Genomic DNA, 23144 nt, shown 5'->3' on the forward strand with positions numbered 1-23144 from the left:
CACGAAGCCGGGTACGGCTTACAGCTTGCCGGACAGCGTGAAGAACACCTGGCGCGGCGCGCCCGACAGCAGCGTCATCGAGGTGCCCTGCGGGTCGGAGGCCGAGAAGCCGTTCGAGCCGATGGTGCCGAAGTAGCTCCGGTCGAACAGGTTCGTCACGTTCACCTGCAGGGTCAGGTCCTTGACCATGCCGGCCGAGCCGAGGCGGTAGCCACCGGACAGGTTGGCCACCACGAAGGACGGCACCGAATTGTCGTTCAGGTAGGTGTAGTAGCGCTTGTCTGTGTATTTCGCGCCCAGGCGGGCGTAGAAGCCGTTGGCGTCGTACGCCAGCTCCGTGTTGAACATCTTCTTCGGCGCGTCGACCACCTGCTTGCCTGTCACCGCGACCAGCTTTCCATTGTCCGTGTAGTTCGATTCGTAGGTGGAATCGTTGTACGTGAAGGTGTTGAACCAGCTGACCGAGGGCGCGATCTTCCACACGGCCAGCGCTTCCAGGCCGCGCGTCTCCACCTTGCCCACGTTGACGATCGTGCCGGCGCAGCCGACGATGCCGGCGCAGGTGGCGATCCCCATCTGGCGGTCGTCGAACTTGGCGTAGTAGACGGCGACGGAGCCCTGCACCTGCTGTTCACCAATCGCACGCTTGAAGCGCATGCCGGCGTCGAACGTGGTCGAGGTCTCCGGTTTCAGGCCGGCGATCGACAGCGCGTAGCCGGCGCGGGTCTGCGAGAACGGGCCGTTCACGCCCGGCTGGTACGAACGCATGTTCTTCGCGCCCGAGGCGAACAGCTCGTCGCTGCGCGACAGCTGGTAAGTCACGCCCGCCTGCGGCAGGAAGGTCTTCTTCGCCGTGATCGCCCCATCGGCACGGTCGCCGGTGAAGGTATGCGCGTCGATCTCCACCTTCGGGCTCTTGAAACCGGCGTTGATCTTCAGGCGGCCATCCAGCAGCGCGATGGTGTCCTGCACGTAGAACTGGCGGGTATCGGTGACGAACGACTGGCGGAAGCCGGTGCTCATCGGGTCGCGCAGGAAGTCGTCGATGTAGCGGCCGTCGGTCACGGCATAGAAATTGCGCGTCAGCTCGTGCTTGTTGCGCTCGGCCCAGAAGCCGGCGTTCAGCGTATGCATGCCCAGTTCCCACGTCACGTCGCCCAGCACGCCGTTGCGGCTGATCGTGTACTCGGTGGTGCGGATCGAGATCGGCACCTCGGCCGACGTGGGGGTGTACGGCGTGTACCAGTGGCCCTGGCCTTCGTTGCCGTGGTGGTAGGCGGTGAGCTTGCCGGCCAGCGCCGGCGCCAGCTGCAGGTCGAGCGTGGCGCCGCCCAGCTTGTCCTTGCGCAGGCCCTGGCCCAGGTAGTAGGCGTCGTCCAGGCTGTTGACCGCGCCGCTGTAGACGCCCTTCGACGCGTTCACGGCGCGCTGCCAGTCCGGGTAGTAATTATCCCAGTCCATGCCCAGGCGGCGCGCCATCTCGTGCGACAGGTCCTGGTAGTCGACCTCGCGGCGGTCCGAATAGTTGAAGAAGACCGACAGCGTGTGCTCGCCGATGCGGCGTTCGACCTTGCTGTTGAACTGGTCCTGGTCCTGCGGTCCGGCGCCTTTCCATTTTTCCGAGCGCATGCGCGTGCCGCTGATATAGAACCGGGTGCCGCCGGCGAAATCGCCACTGTCGAAACGCACGAAGGTGCGTGCCGTGTCGTCGCTGCCCAGCGTTTGCGCGGCCGTGACGGCCTGTTCGCTGGCCGGGCCCAGCGTGACGAACTGCACGGTGCCGCCCAGGTTGTTGGTCGATGCGGTGCCCAGCGCGCCGGCGCCCTGCGACACGGCGACGCGGCCGATGTTCTCGGCGGAGATGGCGCGGGAAATGTGCAAGCCGTTGTTGTTCCCGTAGCTCATGTCGCCCAGCGGGATGTCGTCCAGCGTGAAGCCCAGCTGGTTCTGGTTGAAACCGCGGATCGAGAAGCGCGTCGACCATTCGTAGCTGCCGAACGGGTCGGCCGACTGGAAACTCACCCCGGGCAGTTTTTCCAGCGTCTTCAGGGGGCTGGTGCCGGGTGCCGCCTGCTGCAGGTCGGCACGGGTGATGTTCTGCACCTGGCGCGACTGGCCGGTGCGCGTCACTTCCACGATCGCCGTCGGCGGCGCCCCGGCCGGGTCCGGCGCCGGGTCGGCTGCGAACGCGAGCGCGGGCAGCGCGGCGAGCAGCGACAGGCAGAGGGGTCTCAGGCGTGGGCGGAACAGAAGCGGGCAAAGCTGAGGCTGGCGCATCGGCATCTTTCAGGCGAAGTTGGCTAAATGAAAACTGTGCCGAATGGTAAAGAGTGGATGTGACGACGCCATGACAGCCCGGCCTTCCCCGCCGGCCAGTGGCTTGGCCGCGACAGCGGGTGGACAGGAGCACTTGCTCGACAGTAATTGACTATAACTCTGCAAGCCGAGCTGATAGACTTGCAGGTTGATTTCACCTCGCCGCCGACAATAATTAACAATTTCATCACGTCGCGCGCGGGGTCCCGACCTGAAAGAGAAGCAATGCAACATCACCGCGGTAACCCCACCCTGCTGGCCGTCCTGGCGGCCGCCGCATGCGCCAATGCCGCGCACGCGCAGGTGGCCGATGGACAGCTCCAGGAAGTCGTCGTCACCGCGCAGCGCACCGCCTCGCTCGAATCGAAGACGCCGGTCGCCATGAGCGTGCTGTCCGGCGAGGCGCTGCGCGAGGCCGGCTTCGGCACGCCGGCGGAACTGGCCAAGCGCCTGCCGAACGTGCACCTCGACGGTGCCGCCGACGGCCTGCGCATCACGATCCGCGGCGTGTCGAATTCGGATGCCACCGACAAGGGCGATCCTTCCGCCGCCTTCATGCTGGACGGGATCTACATCGCCCGTCCGCAGAACCAGAACGGCCTGCTGCTGGACGTGGACCGGATCGAAGTGCTGCGCGGCCCGCAGGGCACGCTGTACGGCCGCAACACGACGGCCGGCGTCGTCCATGTGATCTCGCGGGCGCCGACGCGCGCGCTGGAAGGGGCGTTCGGCGTGGAGGCCGGCAACTTCCGCAGCCGCTAGGCGAACGGCATGCTGAACGTGCCCGTCACCGGCTGGCTGGCGCTGCGCGCCGCCGTCGCCGTCGACCGCCACGACGCCTACCTGCGCAATGGCCAGAGCACGCCGCACACGCCGGGCCAGGACGCCGACCGCCGCGCCGCCCGGCTGTCGGCCAGGGTGGCGCTGGGCCCCGCCGCTTCGCTGCTGCTGCGCGCCGATCACGCCCGCAACGACTACAACCCGGACAGCTTCGTGTCCGACAACAACTTCTTCCGCCACGCCGACAGCGGCAAGCCGGAGTGGTACGGCGCCGCCGCGCGGGACCGGCTGACCAACCGCTTCGTGCCGCGCAACGTGGTGCCGGAACAGGGCTGGGGGCGCAACCGCAGCGCCGGCGCCGGCGCCGAGTTCACGTGGAACCTGGGCCCGGCCACGCTGCATTACCTGGGCGCCCACCGCAAGTTCGACCTGGATTTCCTCACCAACTACATCTACCGGGTGGCGCCGCAGGCCACGCTGGGCGTGCGCCAGAATTTCACCGGCGGGCAGCGCCAGGATTCGCACGAGCTGCGCGTGGCCACCGGCGGCGATGGCGCGCTGTCCGCGCAGGCGGGCCTGTACTGGTTCGACGAACGCTCGCATTCGAACTACGTGTTCCGCGACTTGGCCCCGATCGGCCTGACGCCGTACTATGCCTTCCCCACCGACCCCACCGTGGCGAAGAGCCGCGCCGCCTTCGGCCAGCTGGCATACCGCGTCACCGGCCGGCTGCGCGCCACCGCCGGCCTGCGCCATACCGAGGATGAAAAATCGCGGGTGGGCGCCACCAGCTTCCAGCAGGGTCCGGCCTTCAACCCCGCCACCGACTTCCAGCTGCCGAACGCGGCGCGGATCGAGACCGGCAAGCGCACCTGGCGCCTGGGCCTCGACTACGACCTCGCGCCGTCGGCCTTCCTGCCGGCCACGTTCGTCTACGGCACGCTGTCCACCGGCTACAAGGCCGGCGGCTTCAACGACGGCTGCCTGGCCGGCCCGGCCTGCCCGGCGGCGGCGGCGGTGGCGCCCGGCTACCTGTTCTACCGGCCGGAAACGCTGAAGGCCCTGGAACTGGGCGCCAAGACGCGTTTCTGGCACCGGCGCGCCAGCCTGGACGCGGCCGCGTTCAAGTACGACTACACCAGCCTGCAACTGTCCGGCAATGCCATCATCGCCGGCGCGCCCCGCTTCATCACCACCAATGCCGGCATCGCCAGCGTGCGCGGCCTGGAACTGGACGGCAAGGTGCAGGCCAGTGCGGACGACCGCTTCAGCTATGGACTGACCCTGCTCGATGCGCACTACGTGTCGTACACGCCGGACGGCATCCATTCGTGGAACGGGCGCAAGCTGGACCGCTCGCCGTCGCACGTGCTGTCGGCCGGCTACCAGCGCCGCGTGCGCCTGGCCGGCCATGAAGTGCGCGCCGGCGTCGACGCGCGCCGCAGCGCGGCCTACATGATCGGCGTGCCGTCGAAGCTGGTGCAGTACCGCGTGCCGGCCATGGCCACCGTGGACGCCACGCTGGCCTGGCGCCCGGACGATGCGCCGTGGACCCTGGCCGCCTACGCGCACAACCTGGGCAACCGCATTGCGCCGGCCACCATCGACAGTTTCGGCATGGCGGTACCGGGTGCGCCGCGCGTGGTCGGCGTGCGCTTCGACTACCGCTACCAGTAAGCGGAGACGGCCATGCATCCACCCCGCCAGCCCGCCCGCCATGGCGGCGCGCTGCCCGCGGCCTTCCTTGCCCTCCTTGCCCTCCTGCGCCTGGTGCTCGCCGCCATGGCCTTCGGCTGGAGCACGCTGGCCGCGGCCGCGCCGGTCGTGCTGGACGACGCGCTGAACGAGGCCGACGCGTGGTCGGCGATGACGGTGCTGTCCGACCCGGATCGCCAGCTCGACGCGGCCGCCGCCCTGGCGGCCCGGGACCGGTTCGCGCCGCCCGCGCTGGCACGCGGCACCACGGGCAAGTACGAGCGGGTGCTGTGGCTGCGCATTCCGGTGCGGGTTCCCGAAGGCGCGAATGGCCAGTGGGTGCTGGCGCTGAACTATGCTCTGCTGGGCCGGGTCGATACGTGGATCGTCACCGATGGCCGCCCCGGCGGCCACCAGGCCGCCGGCAACCGCCTGCCGCCGCCCGAGCCGCACATGGGCGCGCGCGTGCCCGCTTTCGTGCTTACGCTGCCGCGGGGCGAGCACACGCTGCTGCTGCGGGTCGAGGCGCGCGGCCCCATCATCCTGCCGGTGCGGCTGGAGAAGGCCGCGCATTTCCACCGCACGGAACTGCTCGAGCAGATGATCCAGGGCCTGCTGGCCGGCCTGGCCTTCTGCCTGCTGGTCTACAGCCTGTCGCACTGGGTCACGCTGCGCGACAACACCTTCGGCAAGTTCGCGCTGGCCACCTTCGGCCTGGCGCTGTACGGCGTCGACTTCTTCGGCATCGGCCAGCAATACCTGTGGCCGGGCAACCGCTGGATGATCGAGCATGCCGGCGGCATCACGGCGATGATCGCCTCCTGCGGCTCCTACCTGTTCGTCGAGCAGGTACTGGCGCGGCGCGGCATGGACCGGCGTTTCAGCCTGCTGATGAAAGGCTGCGCGATGCTGATGGCGCTGACCGCCGTCACCTACGCGCTCGACATCCTGCCGATGAACGGCCTGCTGCTGGTGGTCTCCACGCTGGGCGCCGCGCCCAAGCTGTTCGGATTGCCCGGGGCATGGCGGCTGATGCGCCGTGGCGATCCGGTCGGCTGGTACTTCACCTCCAGCTGGATCATTTCCTTCACGGGCGCGGTGGTGCTCGGCCAGGTCTTCGCCGGCCAGCTGGAAGCCACCTTCTGGACCATGCATGCGCTGCAGCTGGCCAGCGCGGTCGACATGCTGGTGTACATGCGCATCCTCGGCCTGCGCACGCAGGGCATGCAGACGGCCATGCTGCGCGCCGAGGCGGCGGCGCGGCTGAAGGCGCAGTTCATGGCCAACATGAGCCACGAGATCCGCACGCCGATGAATGCGATCCTCGGCATGAGCCGGCTGGCCTTGATGGCCGGCCCGGACGCGCGGCTGCGCAACTACCTGGTCAAGATCCTCGGCGCCGGCGAGCACCTGCTGGGCATCATCAACGACATCCTCGACTTTTCCAAGATCGAGGCCGGCAAGATGACGCTGGAGCGGGTGCCGTTCAGCGTGCAGGCACTGCTCGACAACCTGGCCAGCCTGGCGGCGCCGGCGCAGGAGGGAGCATACGAGGGGGCGAACAAAGGGACACATGAGGGGACACATGCGGGGAGCGCGGTGTCGCTGGTGTTCCGCGTCGGCACCGGCGTGCCCCCGGCGCTGGTCGGCGACCCGCTGCGGCTGGGCCAGGTGCTGCTGAACCTCACCGGCAACGCCCTCAAGTTCACCGAGCGGGGCGAGGTGGTGGTTGCGGTGGAAGTGGACGGCCCGGCCACGGGCGACGGTTCGGCCGGCGTGGCGCTGCGCTTTTCCGTCAGCGATACCGGCATCGGCATGGGCGAGGACGAGCTCGCCAGCCTGTTCCACGCGTTCAGCCAGGGCGACGCTTCCATGACCCGCCGCTACGGCGGTACGGGGCTGGGCCTGACGATCTCGCAGCAGCTGGTGCAGCTGATGGGCGGCCGGATCACGGTGCACAGCCGGCCCGGCATGGGCAGTACGTTCATGTTCACCATCCATGCCGGCGTCGCCGACGCGGGCGCCGCGCCGCTGCGTCCCGATGCGGCGGTCCGCGGCGGCGCCGTGGCTGTACCGTCGCAGGCCAACCTGGCGCGCCTGGCGGGCGCCCGCGTGCTGCTGGTGGACGACAACGCCAACAACCGCGAAGTGGCGCTGGACTTCATGGCGGCCGCGCCGCTGCGCGTGGACGTGGCCACCAGCGGCCTGGACGCGCTGCGCATGGTGCAGGCGCACGACTACGACCTGGTACTGATGGATATCCAGATGCACGGCATGGATGGCCTGACGGCCGCGCGGCGCATCCGCACCCTGCCCGGCCGCGTCGGCCTGCCCATCGTGGCGATGACGGCGCACGCGCTGGCCGGCGACCTGGAAAAGAGCCTGGCGGCCGGCATGAACGGCCACCTGGTCAAGCCGATCGACCCGGAACTGCTGTTTGCCGCGCTGCTGCGCTGGATCGATCCGGCTCGCGTGGCCAGGCGCGCCGCCCCGCCGCTGCCGGCGGTGGTACCGGCGCCGTGGGAACCGTCGCAAGCGGGAACGCGCGAAGCCATGCAGCAGCCGACGCAGGAAGCCGCGCAGCTGCCGGCGCTGCCGGGCGTCGACTGGCATGCCGCGCTGGCCAGCGTCGATGGCCAGCGTGCCCGGCTGCAGAAGCGGCTCGATGGCTTCGTGCGCGAGTATGGGGCCGCGCCCGCGGCGCTGCGCGCCGCGCTGGCGGCCGGCGATCGCGACACGGTGGCGACGCTGGCGCACAACCTGAAGTCGAGCGCAGCCTACATCGGCGCCACCGACCTGTCGCGGGTGGCCGGCAGCGTCGAGCATGAGCTGCGCGCCGGACCCGACGCCGGTACCCATGCGGATGATTCCGGCGGCCTCCCCGTGCTGGTGGCCGAACTGGCCGGCGTGCTGCAGACCTTGCTGGCCGGCCTGGCACCGCTGGCCGCCGCGCCGGCCGTGGCGCGCGCCGGCGGCACCGACGTGCGGGCGCTGCTGCGCGAACTGGCCGCCTGCCTGCACGCCGACGATGCCCGCGCCGAAGACCTGCTGCGCGAACTGCAGGCGCTGCCTGCCGTGGCCGGCCATGGCGCCCTGCTGGCCGGGATCGGGCGGGCCGTCGCCGATATCGAGTATCATGCGGCAATCCAACCGCTGGGCCGCCTGGCGCATGCGCTGGATACGACCCTCGAAGACCCTGCATGAACGCCTTGCAAAAAGTGCTGGTGGCCGACGACGACGCGATCAACCGCGGCGTGCTCGCCGAGCTGCTGAAACCCGAGTACACCGTGCTGCTTGCCAAGGATGGCACGCAGGCGCTGGAACGCGCCTGGCGCCACCTGCCCGACCTGATCCTGCTGGACGTGCTGATGCCGGACATGGATGGCTTCGAAGTGCTGCGCCGGCTGCGCGACGACCCGCGCACGGCGGACATCGCGGTGATCTTCGTTTCCGGCCTGGGCCGGCCCGAGGACGAGGCGCAGGGCCTGAAACTGGGTGCCTCCGACTACATCGCCAAGCCCTTCAACGCCACCGTGGTGATGGCGCGCGTGGCCCTGCACCTGCAGATGGTGCGCCAGCGCCGCATGCTGGAGCGCCTGGCGCACGTGGACGGGCTGACGGAACTGGCCAACCGGCGCCGCTTCGACGAGACATTCGAAGCCGAACATGCGCTGGCGCGCCGGCGCGGCACGCCGCTGTCGCTGGCGCTGCTCGACATCGACGCGTTCAAGCAGTACAACGACCACTACGGCCACCCGGCCGGCGACCGCGCGCTGCGGGCGGTGGCGCGCACGGCCGCGGCCAGCGTGCGCGGCCCCGGCGACCTGGCGGCGCGCTACGGCGGCGAGGAACTCGTGCTGCTGATGCCGGGCGCGGATGCCGCCACGGCCGGCGCGGTGGTGGACCAGCTGCGCGATGCGCTGGGCCGGCTGGCGATCGACCACGTGGCGTCGCCGGTGGGGCCGCTGCTGACAGCCAGCGTCGGCGGGGCCACGCTGCTGCCCGGCGAGGACGCGGCGGCGCTGTTCGCGGCCGCCGATGCGCACCTGTACCATGCCAAGCAGGCCGGCCGCGACCGCGTGGTGTGGCGCGCCGCGCCGTGACCGGCGCGCAGGCGGGCCACGAACCACCGGGCGAAACGCAGATGGACGAACCGCAGGCGGACGACGGGCATGCCGATGCATCGTCGCCAGATCGGACGTACGCCAATGACTCGCAGGCGGATGGCACGCCGGCCGCCGGGCCGCGCTGCGGCTTCCTGCTGACCCGCCACTGGCGCGATACCGACGCCGGCACCGAAGTCGAATTCTGGATCGCCACCGAAGACGGTCCGCGCTGCGTGCGGCTGCCGCCGCAGCCGTCGGTCGCGTTCATCCCGGCCGAGTGGCTGGAGGCGGCGCAGGCGGTACTGCGCTCGGAGCGCGGCTGCGAACTGCGGCCGCTGGCCTTGCGCGATTTCCGCCACCGCCCCGTCGCCGGCCTGTATTGCCGCCATTACCGGCAACTCCTGAAGCTGGAAAAGCGCCTGCGCGAGCACGGCATCGACGTCTACGAAGCCGACGTGCGGCCTCCCGAACGCTACCTGATGGAACGCTTCATCACGGCATCCGTGTGCTGGGAGGGCAAGGAAGACCAACAAGCTCGAGGCATCGTCGTCGACGCGCGGCTCAAGCCGCACGACGGCTACCGCCCGGCGCTGCGCCTGGCGTCGCTCGATATCGAGACCACCGCGCACGGGGACCTGTACTCGATCGCGGTGGAAGGCTGCGGCGCGCGCGACGTGTACATGCTGGGACCGCCGAACGGCGACCCGGCCGGCATCGACTTCGACCTCACGTATTGCGCCGACCGCCCGGAACTGCTGGCGCGGCTGAACGGCTGGATGGCGCGCCACGATCCGGATGCGGTGATCGGCTGGAACGTGATCCAGTTCGACCTGCGCGTGCTGCAGAAGCATGCGGAGCGCTTCGGCGTGCCGCTGCTGCTGGGCCGCGGCGGCACGCCGATGGAATGGCGCGAGCACACCAATGGCCAGCACTTCTTCGCGGCCGCGCCGGGCCGACTGCTGATCGACGGCATCGAGGCGCTGCGCTCGGCCACCTGGAGCTTCGCCTCGTTCAGCCTGGAGAACGTGGCGCAGACCCTGCTGGGCGAAGGCAAGGCGATCGACAACCCGTACGACCGCATGGACGAGATCAACCGCCTGTTCGCCGAGGACAAGCCGGCGCTGGCCCGCTACAACCTGAAGGACTGCGAACTGGTCACGCGCATCTTCGCGCACACGGGCATTCTCGACTTCCTGCTGGAGCGCGCCAGCGTGACGGGCCTGCCGGCCGACCGCAGCGGCGGCTCGGTGGCCGCCTTCGAGCATTCCTACATGCCGCTGATGCACCGCGCCGGCTTCGTGGCGCCGCGGCTGGGCGACGTGGCCAATGCGGACAGCCCGGGCGGCTTCGTGATGGATTCGCGCTCCGGGCTGTACGATTCGGTGCTGGTGCTCGACTACAAGAGCCTGTACCCGTCCATCATCCGCACCTTCCTGATCGATCCGGTCGGCCTGATCGAAGGCCTGCGCGAGCCGGAAAGCGATACCGTGCCCGGTTTCCGGGGCGCGCGCTTCTCGCGCAAGGCGCACTGCCTGCCGGAGATCGTCACCCGGGTCTGGCAGGGCCGCGAGGCGGCCAAGCGCGATGGCAACAAGCCTCTGTCGCAGGCCCTGAAGATCATCATGAATGCCTTCTACGGCGTGCTGGGCTCGTCCGGCTGCCGGTTCTTCGACCCGCGGCTGGCCAGCTCGATCACCATGCGCGGCCACGAGATCATGCACCGCACGCGCGAACTGATCGAGGAACGGGGCTACCAGGTGATCTACGGCGATACCGATTCCACTTTCGTGTGGCTGGGCCGCGGCCACGGCACGCGGGAAGCGGACGATATCGGCCGCGCGCTGGTCGCCCACGTCAACGCTTGGTGGCAGGCGCACCTGCAGGAGGAATTCAAGCTGGCGAGCGCGCTCGAACTGCAATACGAAACGCACTACCGCCGCTTCCTGATGCCGACCGTGCGCGATTCCGACGAAGGCAGCAAGAAGCGCTACGCCGGCCTGGTGCTGCGCCCGGACGGCAGCGACGACATCGTCTTCAAGGGCCTGGAAACGGTGCGCACCGACTGGACGCCGCTGGCCCAGCAATTCCAGCAGACGCTGTACGGCCTGGTCTTCCGCAATGAACCGTACCGGGACTATGTGCGCGACTATGCCGAACGGATGCTGCGCGGCGAACTCGATGACCTGCTGGTCTACCGCAAGCGGCTGCGCCGCGCGCTGGGCGACTACGACCGCAACGTGCCGCCGCACGTGCGCGCCGCCCGCATCGCCGACGAAGTCAACGCCGCGCAGGGCCGCCCGCTGCAATACCAGAACCGCGGCTGGATCCGCTACCTGATGACCACCGCCGGCCCCGAACCGCTGGAACGGCGCCGCTCGCCGATCGACTATGCGCACTACCTGGACCGGCAGCTGAAGCCCATCGCCGATGCGATCCTGCCGTTTTTGGGGGACAGTTTTACGGGGTTGACGAGCCGGCAGCGGGTGCTGTTCTAGCCGAGGCGCCTGGTGCCGGGTGGCAGGCTGTCCCAGTCACTATCACGTACCGTCCTGCGGTTGACGCGCGCCCGGCAGGAGGATATGTTCTCGATATTTAAATGTTATCGAAAGATCATGACATGTTCACCATATCCTCGACTCCGCTGGGCTGGATCGACGTCGGGCGTGCCACGCAAGGCCTGTTCTTCAAGAGTTTCCTGCGGGTCCTGCCGTATGCGCTGGTGCCGGTGGTGCTCCTGATTGGTCTGCTCGGCCTGGGGGTCTGGGTCGCCGGCGAGCATGGCGACCGGGAGTGGATCCTTTACCTGTGCGCCCTGCTACTGCTGGTGAGCCCGGCGCTGATGTCGCCGCTGCTCCACCAGGTCAATGCGTGCGCCCACGCGCGCCCTGCGGTCGCGCGCGAGTCGCTGGCGTGCGGCCTGCGTTGCCTGCTGCCGTGCCTGGCGGCATCCGCGCTGTTCATGCTGGCGGTGGGCAGCGGCGCGGTCTTGCTGCTGCTGCCCGGCCTTTACCTGTTTGTCGCGCTGTCGTTCTGGTGGCCAGCGCTGGTCATCGACGGTGTGGGACCGGTCGAAGCGCTCAAGGCCAGCCGGCGCCTGGTGCGGGGACACTGGTGGCGCGTGGCGATCGGCTACTGCCTTGTCCTTGGAGTGGCGGTATTGGTCGATCGCTTCGACATCAGCACGGTATCGCTGCCCGACAACCTGGCCGGGGCGATCGCCGCATTGCTGCTTTCGGCCGCCGTCACGGCCCTGGTGCCGATGTTCGTATCAGCGAACATGGTCGTGCTTTACAATGACCTGGCACTGCGCGACCTGGCACTGCGCGACCTGGCACTGAGCCGCAGCCAGGTTCCGCCGGATCGCCTGCCCGCTTGACGCCGGCCCCTGCCACCGCACGTTAAAACCGATGTCAGACACTATTTAGACACTATTTTCCTGCGAAAATAATGTCTGACACCAGGCGCTAAGCTCCTGCGACCTGATCAACCCCTACTGCCCCATCAGCTTCCTTCCCGCCTCCAGGTACGGCGCGGCCTTCGGCGCATTGGTCCACGCTGGCCGCTTCGCATCGTTGGCGATGTCCTGCAGCCCCAGCGCGACCATGCGCGTGACGCGCGCCATGTTGTCGTAGTCCAGCTTTGACCAGTCGTCGTCCTTGCCGTGGTAGTCGGGGAAGCCGAAGGCCACGGCCAGGGTGTGCGCCGGCACGCCCACGTCGGCCAGCGCCTGGTTGTCGCTGCGGGCGAAGTAGCGGTCGCTGTTGGCCTCGTGCTTCCACAAGCGCACGCCGGAGCGCTCGCCGGCCTTCTTCAGGTACTCGGTCACGGTGGAATAATCGAAGCCGGTCAGCGTGGCGGTGCCCACCTGGGCGCCTTCGCTGTCATCGGTGCGGCCGATCTGTTCCAGGTTCAGGTGCGCCACCGTATCCTTCAGCGGGAACACCGGATGGCGGCCGTAGTAGCGCGAGCCGAGCAGGCCGAGTTCCTCGCCGAACAGCGCCATGAACACGATGCTGCGGCGCGGGCGGGTCTTCTCGGCGGCCAGCGCGGCGGCGATGTCGATCACCGCCACGGTGCCGCTGCCGTCGTCGTTGGCGCCGTTATGGATCACTCCGTTGCGGATGCCCAGGTGGTCGTAGTGCGCCGTCAGCATCGCATAGGTATTCTTCAGCGCCGGATCGGTGCCGCGCAATACGCCGATGACATTGCGCAGCTTCACCGCGCGCAACTGCGGCACGGCGATCGTGGCCGCCACCGTGGCATCGGCTTCCTGCAGCGCCGTGGCGGCCGCCGCGTCGTGCAGCACGACGACCGGGGCCGCGCCGGCGGGCGCCACCTGCTCCGGATCGATCAGCCAGCCGTCGCCCCGGTTGCGCTGATAACCCTTGGTATCGGCCAGCACCACCAGCGCGGGACGCGACTTCAGGCCGGCGCGCAGCACGCCGGCGGCGTCGGGCACCGGCGCGGCGGGTACCACGAGCACCTTGCCGTCGACTTCCGATCCCGCCGCCAGCGCTTCCTGCCATGTCATGCGCACCACGCCCGTGGCGGCCAGCGCCACCGGCTGCACGAAATTGGCGGTGGCCGCCGAGTGCGGCACGGCGAAGGTCTTGCCGCCCGCCTGCACGGTGAACGTGAAGTCCCGCGCATCGCGCTGCGCCTGCTGCCAGTTGGCCGTCTGGAAATAACCGTCGTCGCCCACCGCTTCCAGGCCGGCGCGGCGGAATTGCGCGGCGATGTATTCGGCCGCCAGGTCCAGTCCGCGCGACGGCGTGCCGCGCCCTTCCAGCAGGTCCGAGGACAGGAAGGACAGGTGGCCGCGCAGCGAATCCGCCGAGATGCGGTCGGCCACGGTGCCGGAAGGCGCCTGGGCGCAAGCGCCGGCGGCGGCGAGCGCGAGGGAAAGTGCGGTGAGGAGATGACGCATGCAATCGCTTTCTTAACAGGAAGAACATTCAATATTGCATGGGAGTTGCCGGTCAGTCAATGATGCGCGGCCGAGTGCGGGATTGCGGCAGAATGTGCCATCCCGCCGTGAGCCACGCACAACACTTTTAGCAATATTAGTTGATGGTAGGAAATATCAAGAGTATCGTCGCGGGGTTCGTGCCGAAATCGATTTCAAAGTGACTTCTTCCCCAGCCAACCGCCGTATGCACCGCCTGATGCACCGTGTGATCGCCGCGTTGGCGATGATCACGGCCGGCTTGCTGGTGTGGCACCACTTCGGCATGGAACGGGTGATCGACCTGACCACGCGGCCCGGCGTGCGGCGCGACGTCATGGACGACCGGTGGATGGGCGGCACCAGCCGCGTGGCGCTGGAACGCCACGGCAATGCGCTGACCATGCGCTGCCAGCTGGCGCGCACGATCGACTGGCCGGCCTGCAAGTACCAGTTCGCCATGTCCGATACGGAGACCGGCATCGACCTGTCGGAGTTCGACAGCGTGTCCTTCGACGTGACCTACCGTGGCCCCGGGCGCCGCTCGCTGCGCCTGATGGTGCTGAACTTCGAAGCGGGCATCTCGAAGCTGGACAACCCGATGTCGCAGAAGGTCAACGAAGTCGAATTCGAGGTGGGCGCGCCCGGCGTCATCCGCGTGCCGCTGAACGTGCTCCATACCGCGACATGGTGGATCGACTACATGAAGGTGCCGCTCGACGACACCGACATGCGCATCGATAACGTGACGCGCATCGAACTGCTGACCGGTGCCACCAGCACCGCCGGCGAGCACGTGATCGAACTGCGCTCGCTGCGCCTGCATGGCAAGTGGCTCACCGCGGACGAGCTGTACATGGGCCTGATGGCGGCGTGGATCCTGTGCGCGGTCAGCTGGCCCGCCCTGGCCGCGCTGCAGTTGCGCCGCGAACTGGGCGACAGCGGCCGGCGCCTCGCCCTGCTGGGCGAAATCAACGCCGCCCTGCAGCTGGAGGCGCGCGAACTGGTCGAGCAGGCCAATACCGATCCGCTGACGGGGGCGCTGAACCGGCAGGGGCTGCGGGCGGCGCTGATGAGCACGTCATCGCTGCTGGCGCCGCCGATGGCGGTGGTGTTCGCCGACATCGACCACTTCAAGCGCGTCAACGACCGGCACGGCCACGATACCGGCGATGCCGTGCTGCGCGATTTCGCCGCGACGATCCATTCGGAAATCCGCGCCAACGACAAGCTGGTGCGCTGGGGCGGCGAGGAATTCCTGATCGTCTGCCCCGCCACCGGTGCCGAGCAGGCGCGCCAGCTGGCCGAGAAACTGCGCGCCGCGCTGCATGCGGCGGCCTGGCCGGCCGGCCTGCGGGTCACCGCGTCGTTCGGCATCGCCTCGCGCGGGCAGGACGAGGACATCGGCGCCGTGATCAAGCGTGCCGACGCCGCCCTGTATGCGGCGAAAGCCGGGGGCCGCGATTGCGTCGTGCTGGCCGGGCCGCCCGTCTTGCCGGGCGCGGAGTCGCCCAGGCACCCCCTGGGCGCGCAGTACGACTGACGGGCCCTGCCTGGCGGTCACTTGCGAATCCGCAACAGTCGATATTGATCATAAGCAATCTTTTAGCGATTCCGGCACTTTCCCGGCTTACACTGGCCCCAGCGGCATCCGGACAGCGGCGCCGCACCGATCAACCGAGAGACATCGATGCCCACGCTTACCCAGTTCTTTGCCGACGTTAAACTGCCCGTCATCCCCGAGGTGGCGCATGCCCTGATCGCCACGCTCGACGACGAGGATGCCTCGTCGAAGAGCGTGGCCGCGATCATCGCCCGCGACCCCGCCCTGACGGCCAAGCTGATGCGCCTGGCGAACAGCGCCCGCTTCGGCTTCTCGCGCGGCGTGAGCTCGCTGGACGACGCGGTGGCGCTGGCCGGCCTGTCGCATATCCGCACGCTGGCGCTGGCCGCCTGCTTCGCCGAATCGTTCCCGCAACTGCCGGGCCTCGACTCGGACGAATTCTGGAAGAGCAGCATGGCCTGCGCCGGCTATTCGAAATGGCTGGCCACGGGCCTGGGCTGCGACGGCGGCGAAGCCTGGCTGGCCGGCATGATGCTGCGGCTGGGCGAACTGCTGATCTACCAGGTCTCCCCCGCCCAGTTCGCGGAAATCGAGCAGCAGCCGCACCTGCCCGGCGGCCGCTGGGAACGCGAACAGCGCCTGCTGGGCTTTTCCGAAGGCCAGATCACGGCCGAGCTGGGCCGCCGCTGGAACTTCCCCGCCCGGATCGTGCATGCGCTGGAAAGCTCGTCCGACCCGATGGCCGCCCGCCCGTTCTGCCAGCTGGCCGGCGTGATCCACCTTGCCAGCCTGCTGGCCGACACGCCCAGCGACGACCCGGAAACCATCGGCACCCTGCCGGCCGACGTGGTCGACGCGCTGCAGTTGCGGCGCGAGTGGATGATGGCCAGGTTCCCGTCGCACGAGTCGTTTTCGGCAGCGCCTTGAAGGCCGAATAGTTGCCTGCCGGCGCAGTTGGGACCAGCCAGCCGCCGTGAAGTACTGAGGCTGGCTAGAGGTTGCAAATAGCGGCTGATCAGCAGGGGTCTGTCCCCGCCAGTTGCTAGCGCTGGCCTTGGTCAGCGACGCCAAACCAGGGGACTGACCCCGGTATTTGCCAGCGCCACATCAGCGCACGCGAACACCGGGGTCAGTCCCCTTGATCCATGCCAGCGACCAGGCTTGTAGTCAACAACTGGCGGGGACAGACCCCTGCAGCTCACCCGCCAGCCGCCACATCGACCACACCAAACCGGTACCGTATACTTGCGCTTTTCCCCCGCGAGTCCCCGATGCTGACACCCGACCAATTCTTCCCCTTCCTGCTGGCCGCGATGGTGCTGACGGTCTCGCCCGGCCCGGACAACCTGATGGTGCTCGGCATGGGGATGGCGAAGGGGCGCAGGCAGGGCATCGCGTTCGGGCTGGGCTGCGCGTTCGGGTGCCTCAGCCATACGGCGCTGGCGGTGGTGGGCGTCAGCGCGCTGATCGCGGCATCGCCGACGGCGTTCACGGTGCTGAAGGTGGCGGGCGGCCTGTACCTGATCAAGCTGGGCTGGGGTGCCTGGCGCCATGCCGGCGCCGTCAACCTCGCGGCGTCGGGAGTGCCGGCCGAGTCCCCTGCCCGGCTGTTCTGGAAAGGCTGCCTGGCCAATGCCATCAATCCCAAGGTGGTCCTGTTCTTCCTGTCGTTCCTGCCCCAGTTCGTGGTGGCTTCGCGCGGCGACGCGCCCTGGCAGCTGGCTGCGCTGGGGGTCACGTTCACGCTGCAGGCGGCCGTGCTGTTCGGCCTCCTCGGCTGGTTCGCCGGCGCCATCGGCGGATGGCTGAGCCGCAAGCCGCGCGCGGGCGTGGTGCTCGACCGCCTGGCCGGCGCCGTGTTCATCGCGCTGGGGCTGAAGCTGATCGTGAGCCGCTAAGCGCTGGCAAACAAGCGTCGGCAAACAAGCATCAGCAACTCGCCTGCAAGCAAGCGCCTGCAAGCAAGCGTTTGCAAGTAAGCGTTTGCAAGTAAGCGTTTGCAAGCAAGCGTGAGCGGACAAGCCCGGCGTCCCCTGCGCCTGCCGGACGCGTCCGTGAAGTATAGTGCCGCCATCCGCAACAAGGAGCTGCCATGGCCGAGCACAAGACTTCCCTCGATCCCGACGACTGGTCGGCGCTGCGCGAGCAGGGCCACCGCATGCTCGACGACATGTTCGACTACCTGGAACACCTGCGCGAGCGGCCCGTGTGGCAGCCGGCGCCCGCCGAGGTGCGCGCGACATTCCAGGCGCCGCTGCCGCGCGCCGGCAGCGACCTCGCCGGGCTCCATCGCACCTTCATGGACGACGTGCTGCCCTACGCGGTCGGCAATGCGCATCCCGGCTTCTTCGGCTGGGTGCACGGCGGCGGCACGCCGGTCGGCATGCTGGCCGAGATGCTGGCGGCGGGGCTGAACGCGAACGTCGGCGGCCGCGACCAGGTTCCCGTCGAGGTCGAGCGCCAGGTGGCGCGCTGGATGGCGGAGCTGTTCCGCTTCCCGGCCGGTGCCAGCGGCATTTTCGTCACCGGCACGTCGATGGCCAACATGATCGCCGTGCTGGTGGCGCGCCGCCGCATGCTGGGGCTCGAGGTGCGCGACGCCGGCCTTGCCAGCATGGGACAGGGCCTGGTCGCCTACACGTCGGCCGCGGCGCACGACTGCATCGCCCAGGCGATGGACCTGACCGGCATCGGCCGCGCCGCGCTGCGCCTGGTGCCGCTCGACGACGACTTCCGCATGGACACTGCGGCGCTGGAACAGGCCATTGCCGCCGACGTGCGGGCCGGCCTGCGGCCCTTCTTCGTGGCCGCCACCGCCGGCACGGTGGACACCGCCGCGATCGACCCGCTGGCGCGCGTGGCGGCGATCGCCCGCGCCAACGGCCTGTGGTTCCATGTCGACGGCGCGTTCGGCGCGATGGCGATGCTGTCGGCGGAACTGGCGCCGCTGCTCGACGGCATAGAGCAGGCCGACTCGATCGCCTTCGATTTCCACAAGTGGGCGCAGGTGCCGTACGACGCGGGCTTCGTGCTGGTGCGCGACGGCGAGCTGCACCGCGACACCTTCGCCGCGGCGCCGCGCTACCTGAAACGCGAACCGCGCGGCATGGCCGGCGGCTCGCCGTGGCCGTGCGATTTCGGGCCGGACCTGTCGCGCTCCTTCCGCGCGCTGAAGACCTGGTTCACGCTGCAGGCCCATGGCGCCGACCGGATGGGCGGTGCCATCGCCGGCACGTGCGCGCTGGCCCGTTACCTGGCCGACGAGGTGCGCCAGCGCCCCGCCTTCGAGCTGCTGGCGCCGGTGGCGCTGAACATCGTGTGCTTCCGCTATAAAGTGACCGGCATGGCGGACGGCGTGGATGCCGACGATTTCAATGCCGCGCTGGTGGCCGACTTGCAGGAAGCGGGCATCGCGGCGCCGTCGCTGACCACGTTGCGGGGCAAGGTCGCCATCCGCGTGGCGATCGTCAACCATCGCAGCGAGCGGCGCGATATCGATGCGATGCTGAAGGGGCTCGAGGAGCTGGCGGCGCAGCGGCTGGAGGCGGCACGGTAGAACGTGGCGTTCCAGGATCGGCGGCCTGGTGTCGGACATTTTTTCCGGGCGCTTCATCCGGAAACGGTGTCGGACACCCGTGGCACATACGTCAGCGGCGGGTACGGGCATTCTCCAGCAGTTGCCGGAACGCGGTAAAGATCTTGCGCATGGCGGGCTTCTTGTACGGATACATGGCTTCGTCATCCATCGCGTGCACGATCATCGCGTTGTCGACTTCGAACACGAGCAGCTTGCCGTCCGGCGTCTCGGCGCAATCCATGCCCACGTAGGGCAGGCCGATGCGGCGGTCGATCTCGGCCAGCGCGGCGCGGTGGCGTGCCGCGAAGGTAGCATCGAAGTGCTCCATCGCTTCCGCCTCCAGCGCCCGCTTGGCCGCGCTTTCCCCCATGCCGGCGTTCAGGTAGTGCACCATCCAGTGCTCGGAGCTGGCGAAGTGCGCCAGGTACGGCACGCCCTCGACCAGTACCACGCGGTACTTGCCGAACAGGCCGTTCGCGCCGCGATAATCGACGAAGCGCGACAGGTAGAACGCTTCGGCCGGCACCCGCTCCAGGTAAGCCGCCAGGTCGGCCGGCGTATCGATCTTGTCGAGGTCATGGCCCGCGTGCGATCCCAGCGGGCGCACGATGAGGGGGAACACGCCGTCCGGCAGCACTTCGCGCAAGGTGTCCGGCGCGGCCGCGAGGGCTGCCAGCTGCGCGCGCGGCAGCCGCACGGTTTGCGGCATCTCCACGCCATCGATGCCGGCCAGCGCGTTGCAGACGCCGTCGCGCGACAGCACGGCGATCCGCTCCGGGCCGTTGAGCACGGGGCGCGGCCAGCCCGCGATCCATTCCGACAGCCTGGCCAGCAGCGGCTGGTTGGCATCGTTCTCGCCCATGCACACCATCATCACGTCGTGCTCGGGCACCACCTCCGGCCAGGGCGCATCGGCGGTCACGTACAGCATTTCCAGCGTGACGTCGGCGTCTTCCAGCAGGAATTCGATCGGCGTGTTCGCCATCAGGTCGCCCAGCCCCATGATCACCAGCAGGCGCAGCATCTCGCCCTGCCGCGCCGGCAGCGTGTAATGCGGGCGGATGCGCACCGCCTCGGCCTGCACGTCCAGCGCCACGTCGCGGTCGCCTGTCAGTTGCAGCGTGATGGCGAAATCGAGGTACGCATTGGCATCCAGCTGGTCGGACTCCGCGCGCGCCAGCAGCGCCTGCGCCACCGGTGCCATGTCGATCTTGTCGAAGGCGCGGCGCATCAGCGGCGCCGTGCCCACCAGCGGCGCGAACGGCAGCGCGGCGGCGGCCACCTGCGGATCGGGTTCGTGCGCCACGTCCGGCACGAAGCGCTTGAGCAGGGCCAGCTTGCCGGCCAGGCGCGGCGCATCCCAGCGCGGCGCGTAGTCGTACGGCGTGGCGCCGTCGAACACCCGCACGCTGTAGGGGCGGCCGGACAGCACGATGTGCGCGTACAGCGCGAACGCTTCGGCGAAGTCGTCGAGCGGGCTTTGCGCGCTGGCCGGCGTCAGCCATGCGGTGCTGTCCAGCGCGCGATATGCGGCGGCGGCATCGGGGCCGGCGCGCCGCAGCGCGTCATCGGCCGGTACCACATGGCCCGCGTCGTCCACCTGCCACGACAGCGGCAGGAACGAGTACTCGCCCTCCACGCCCTCGGCCCACCAGTCGGGGATGAAGCGCCGGCCGGCGGCCAGCGCCTTGCCCGCCTCGCGCAGCAACAGCAGGCGCAGCGCATTGGCGCGGGTATCGGCGGCATCGTCCTCGACGCGCACCTCGACCAGCGAGGCAGACGATGGAAACACCGCGCTGGCACGCGTCGTGGCCCAGCCGTTCGCGGTCGCATCGGCCAGCTTGCCGGCATCGAGCAGCGTGGCGATGCCGAGGAAGTCGCCGTCCGGCGTGACCACCAGGTCCGTCAGCGCCTCGCGCTCCAGCCCGTCGACGGCCCAGGCGCCCAGCCAGTTGGGATGCAGCCGCGCCAGCACGGCCGGCGGCAGGCTGCCCAGCGCCTGGGCCAGGTCGGCCTCGAAACCGGGCGTGGCGGCGGCCGCCAGGCCGGGATGGGACGCACGCAGTGCCGCGAGCAGGTGCTCCGGCGCGGGACCGTGGCGCCGTTCCGTCGGTGGCTGGATGGCGTCGTTCCAGAAGTCGATTTCCGGGCTGATGATCATGGATGCACTGGCTAAAAGTGTCGGGAGCCCAGTATACGACGGAAGAATGAAGATGAGCGGAAGCTTGAGCGCAACCGGCCGGGATCCCGCTCTACAATGGAAAAACACTCCAGGGAGACCCATGAAACCCGCCATCACCGCCCTTTCGCTTGCCATTGCCCTCGCCTGCGCCATGCCGGCGGCCGACGCCCTTGCCGTCGAGCTGCTGCCGCGCGCCGGCGCCACCGGCGTCAATCCGGACACGCCGCTGCGGCTCGTGTTCGACAGCCCGCCGGTGCCGGGCACGCGCGGCCAGGTCCGCATCTACGATGCCGCCGACGACCGGCTGGTGGACACGCTGGACCTGTCGATCCCGGCCGGCCCGGCGACGGGCCGCACCGCCCCGCGCGCGCCTTACCTGCCGCACCCGTACCCCTATGGCGGCCCGCGCCGCACCAACGCGGACACGAAGCCCGGCACGCCCACGCCCGGCGTCGATCCGGTGCCGGTGGCCGCGCCGGGCGACTACCAGCTGACGATCATCGGCGGCTTCACCGAGGGCTTCCACTTCCACCCGGTGATCGTGCGCGGCACCATGGCACTGGTCACGCCGCACCACAACCTGCTCGCCTATGGCAAGACATACTACGTGCAGGTCGATCCGGGCGTACTGGCGGGCGACGGCTTCCAGGGTATCGCGGGCAAGGACTGGCGCTTCACGACAAAGCGCGCGGGCCCGGCCAGGGATGCGGCGCTGGTCACCGTGAGCGCCGCGGGCGACGGTGACTTCTCCACCGTCCAGGGAGCGCTAGATCACGTGCCGGACCAGCCGGCACAGCCGGGAAAGCGCACGACGATCTTCGTGAAGAACGGCGACTACGAGGAGATCGTCTATTTCCGCAACAAGCGCAACCTGACGATCGTCGGCGAGGACCGCGGCAAGGTGCGCATCCACTACGCCAACAACGAGGTGTTCAACCCGCATCCGCTGAACGTGGCCACCAACGAGCGGCCCGGCACGTTCCCGTCGCGCCGCGCCGCCTTCATGGCGGACAACGTGCAGGACATCGCCCTCGTCAACCTGACGATCGAGACCACGGCGAAGGGCCAGGCAGAGGGCCTGCTGCTGAACGGCGAACGCAATATCGTCACGCATGTGACGGTGCGCGGCTCGGGCGATGCGCTGCAGACCAATGGCAGCGCCTACTACAGCCACTTCTCGCTGGTGGGCGGCGGCGACACGATCCTCGGCCGCGGGCCCGCCTGGTTCCGCGATTGCGACATCGCCTCGAAGGGTGCCTTCATGTGGATCCGCAATACCGAGGCGAACCACGGCAACGTGTTCGTCGGCTGCCGCTTCACCGCGCTCGGCGGACCGGCGGAAATCGCGCGCCTGCCGGACAACAAGGGCAGGAACTATCCGCATGCGGAAGCGGTGCTGATCGATGCCACGCTGGACGGCATCAGCCCGGCCGGCTGGGCGGACGTGGGCGCCGGCGCCACGCATGCGAAGTTCTGGGAATTCAATTCGCGCGGGCCCGATGGCAAGCCGGTCGACACCAGCGCGCGCCATCCCCGTTCGCGCCAGCTCGACGCCACGCGGGACGCCGCCGTGATCGCGCAGTACCGCGACCCGGCCTGGGTGCTGGGCGGCTGGCAGCCGGCACTCGCGCCGGTCATCCTGGCGCAGCCAGTCGTCGGCCAGGACGGCACGCTGACCGTGCGGGCAGCCGGGGTTCCCGAGCCTTCCTACCGGTGGTACCGGGATGGCAAGGCGGTTGCGGGCGCCTCGGACGCGACGCTATCGGTGCGCGCACCGGGCCGCTATACCGTCGAGGTGTCGAACGGCAGCGGTCGCGCCGTCAGCGCGCCCGTGGCTGTGGGCCTGTAGGCATGGCTGGCGGCGGGCCATGCCCGCCGCGTGCCCGGTAGCGCCATATGATCACGTTCGGTTAGTTGCATTTTTCGAAGACTATGCGCAGGCAGTGCCTGTTGTGCCGCATGGGCGCGATCATGAAAGC

14 protein-coding genes are annotated in these 23144 nt (G+C 69.1%); 11 read left to right on the forward strand and 3 right to left on the reverse strand.

Annotated features, from left to right (window positions below; all coding sequences use genetic code 11):
* Nucleotides 1-18 precede the first annotated feature (18 nt).
* Nucleotides 19-2277 carry a TonB-dependent receptor gene (locus OU994_RS22240; protein WP_281607708.1) on the reverse strand — a complete coding sequence of 753 codons (2259 nt, stop codon included), beginning with the start codon at nt 2275-2277 and terminating at the stop codon, nt 19-21.
* A 264-nt stretch (nt 2278-2541) separates the two neighbouring features.
* Between OU994_RS22240 and OU994_RS22245 the strand changes: the two genes are divergently transcribed.
* The 6 genes from OU994_RS22245 (at nt 2542) to OU994_RS22270 (ending at nt 12273) form a co-directional block, all read left to right on the forward strand.
* Nucleotides 2542-3078 carry a TonB-dependent receptor plug domain-containing protein gene (locus tag OU994_RS22245; RefSeq protein WP_281607709.1) on the forward strand — a complete coding sequence of 179 codons (537 nt, stop codon included), beginning with the start codon at nt 2542-2544 and terminating at the stop codon, nt 3076-3078.
* Nucleotides 3079-3087: 9 nt separating this feature from the next.
* On the forward strand, nt 3088-4773 hold the full coding sequence (locus OU994_RS22250) for a TonB-dependent receptor (protein WP_281607710.1): 1686 nt from the start codon (nt 3088-3090) through the stop codon (nt 4771-4773).
* Nucleotides 4774-4785: 12 nt separating this feature from the next.
* Entirely contained in the window at nt 4786-7995 is a 3210-nt protein-coding gene (locus OU994_RS22255; RefSeq protein WP_281607711.1) for a hybrid sensor histidine kinase/response regulator, read from the forward strand.
* Nucleotides 7992-8894 carry a diguanylate cyclase gene (locus OU994_RS22260; protein ID WP_281607712.1) on the forward strand — a complete coding sequence of 301 codons (903 nt, stop codon included), beginning with the start codon at nt 7992-7994 and terminating at the stop codon, nt 8892-8894. Before OU994_RS22255 ends, OU994_RS22260 begins: the two co-directional genes overlap by 4 nt.
* Nucleotides 8876-11392, forward strand: coding sequence for a DNA polymerase II (locus OU994_RS22265; protein WP_281607713.1), 2517 nt, complete (start codon nt 8876-8878; stop codon nt 11390-11392). Before OU994_RS22260 ends, OU994_RS22265 begins: the two co-directional genes overlap by 19 nt.
* 122 nt (nt 11393-11514) lie before the next feature.
* Entirely contained in the window at nt 11515-12273 is a 759-nt protein-coding gene (locus OU994_RS22270) for a hypothetical protein (protein WP_281607714.1), read from the forward strand.
* Nucleotides 12274-12387: 114 nt separating this feature from the next.
* On the opposite strand, the gene OU994_RS22275 is transcribed toward OU994_RS22270, so the two are convergent.
* The gene (locus OU994_RS22275) at nt 12388-13824 is read right to left on the reverse strand and encodes a M28 family peptidase (protein ID WP_281607715.1); all 1437 of its coding nucleotides are present in this window, start codon (nt 13822-13824) and stop codon (nt 12388-12390) included.
* A 199-nt stretch (nt 13825-14023) separates the two neighbouring features.
* Between OU994_RS22275 and OU994_RS22280 the strand changes: the two genes are divergently transcribed.
* The 4 genes from OU994_RS22280 to OU994_RS22295 all read left to right on the forward strand — a co-directional run bounded on the left by OU994_RS22280 (nt 14024) and on the right by OU994_RS22295 (nt 18962).
* Complete coding sequence (locus OU994_RS22280) at nt 14024-15385, forward strand: GGDEF domain-containing protein (protein WP_281607716.1); 1362 nt, start codon at nt 14024-14026, stop codon at nt 15383-15385.
* A gap of 147 nt (nt 15386-15532) precedes the next feature.
* Nucleotides 15533-16333 carry an HDOD domain-containing protein gene (locus OU994_RS22285; RefSeq protein WP_131145044.1) on the forward strand — a complete coding sequence of 267 codons (801 nt, stop codon included), beginning with the start codon at nt 15533-15535 and terminating at the stop codon, nt 16331-16333.
* A 344-nt stretch (nt 16334-16677) separates the two neighbouring features.
* Complete coding sequence (locus OU994_RS22290; RefSeq protein WP_281607717.1) at nt 16678-17304, forward strand: LysE family translocator; 627 nt, start codon at nt 16678-16680, stop codon at nt 17302-17304.
* Nucleotides 17305-17498: 194 nt separating this feature from the next.
* Nucleotides 17499-18962 (forward strand): pyridoxal-dependent decarboxylase, encoded by a 1464-nt coding sequence (locus OU994_RS22295; protein WP_281607718.1) that lies wholly within the window; start codon nt 17499-17501, stop codon nt 18960-18962.
* A gap of 91 nt (nt 18963-19053) precedes the next feature.
* Here the strand turns inward: OU994_RS22295 and OU994_RS22300 are convergent, their stop codons facing one another.
* Nucleotides 19054-21144 carry a hypothetical protein gene (locus OU994_RS22300; RefSeq protein WP_281607719.1) on the reverse strand — a complete coding sequence of 697 codons (2091 nt, stop codon included), beginning with the start codon at nt 21142-21144 and terminating at the stop codon, nt 19054-19056.
* A 121-nt stretch (nt 21145-21265) separates the two neighbouring features.
* On the opposite strand from OU994_RS22300, the gene OU994_RS22305 reads away from it, so the two are divergent.
* On the forward strand, nt 21266-23014 hold the full coding sequence (locus OU994_RS22305; protein WP_281607720.1) for a pectinesterase family protein: 1749 nt from the start codon (nt 21266-21268) through the stop codon (nt 23012-23014).
* The last annotated feature ends 130 nt before the right edge of the window (nt 23015-23144 follow it).

This window comes from Pseudoduganella sp. SL102, assembly GCF_027856995.1.
GTDB classification, from domain to species: Bacteria; Pseudomonadota; Gammaproteobacteria; order Burkholderiales; family Burkholderiaceae_D; genus Rugamonas; species Rugamonas albidiflava.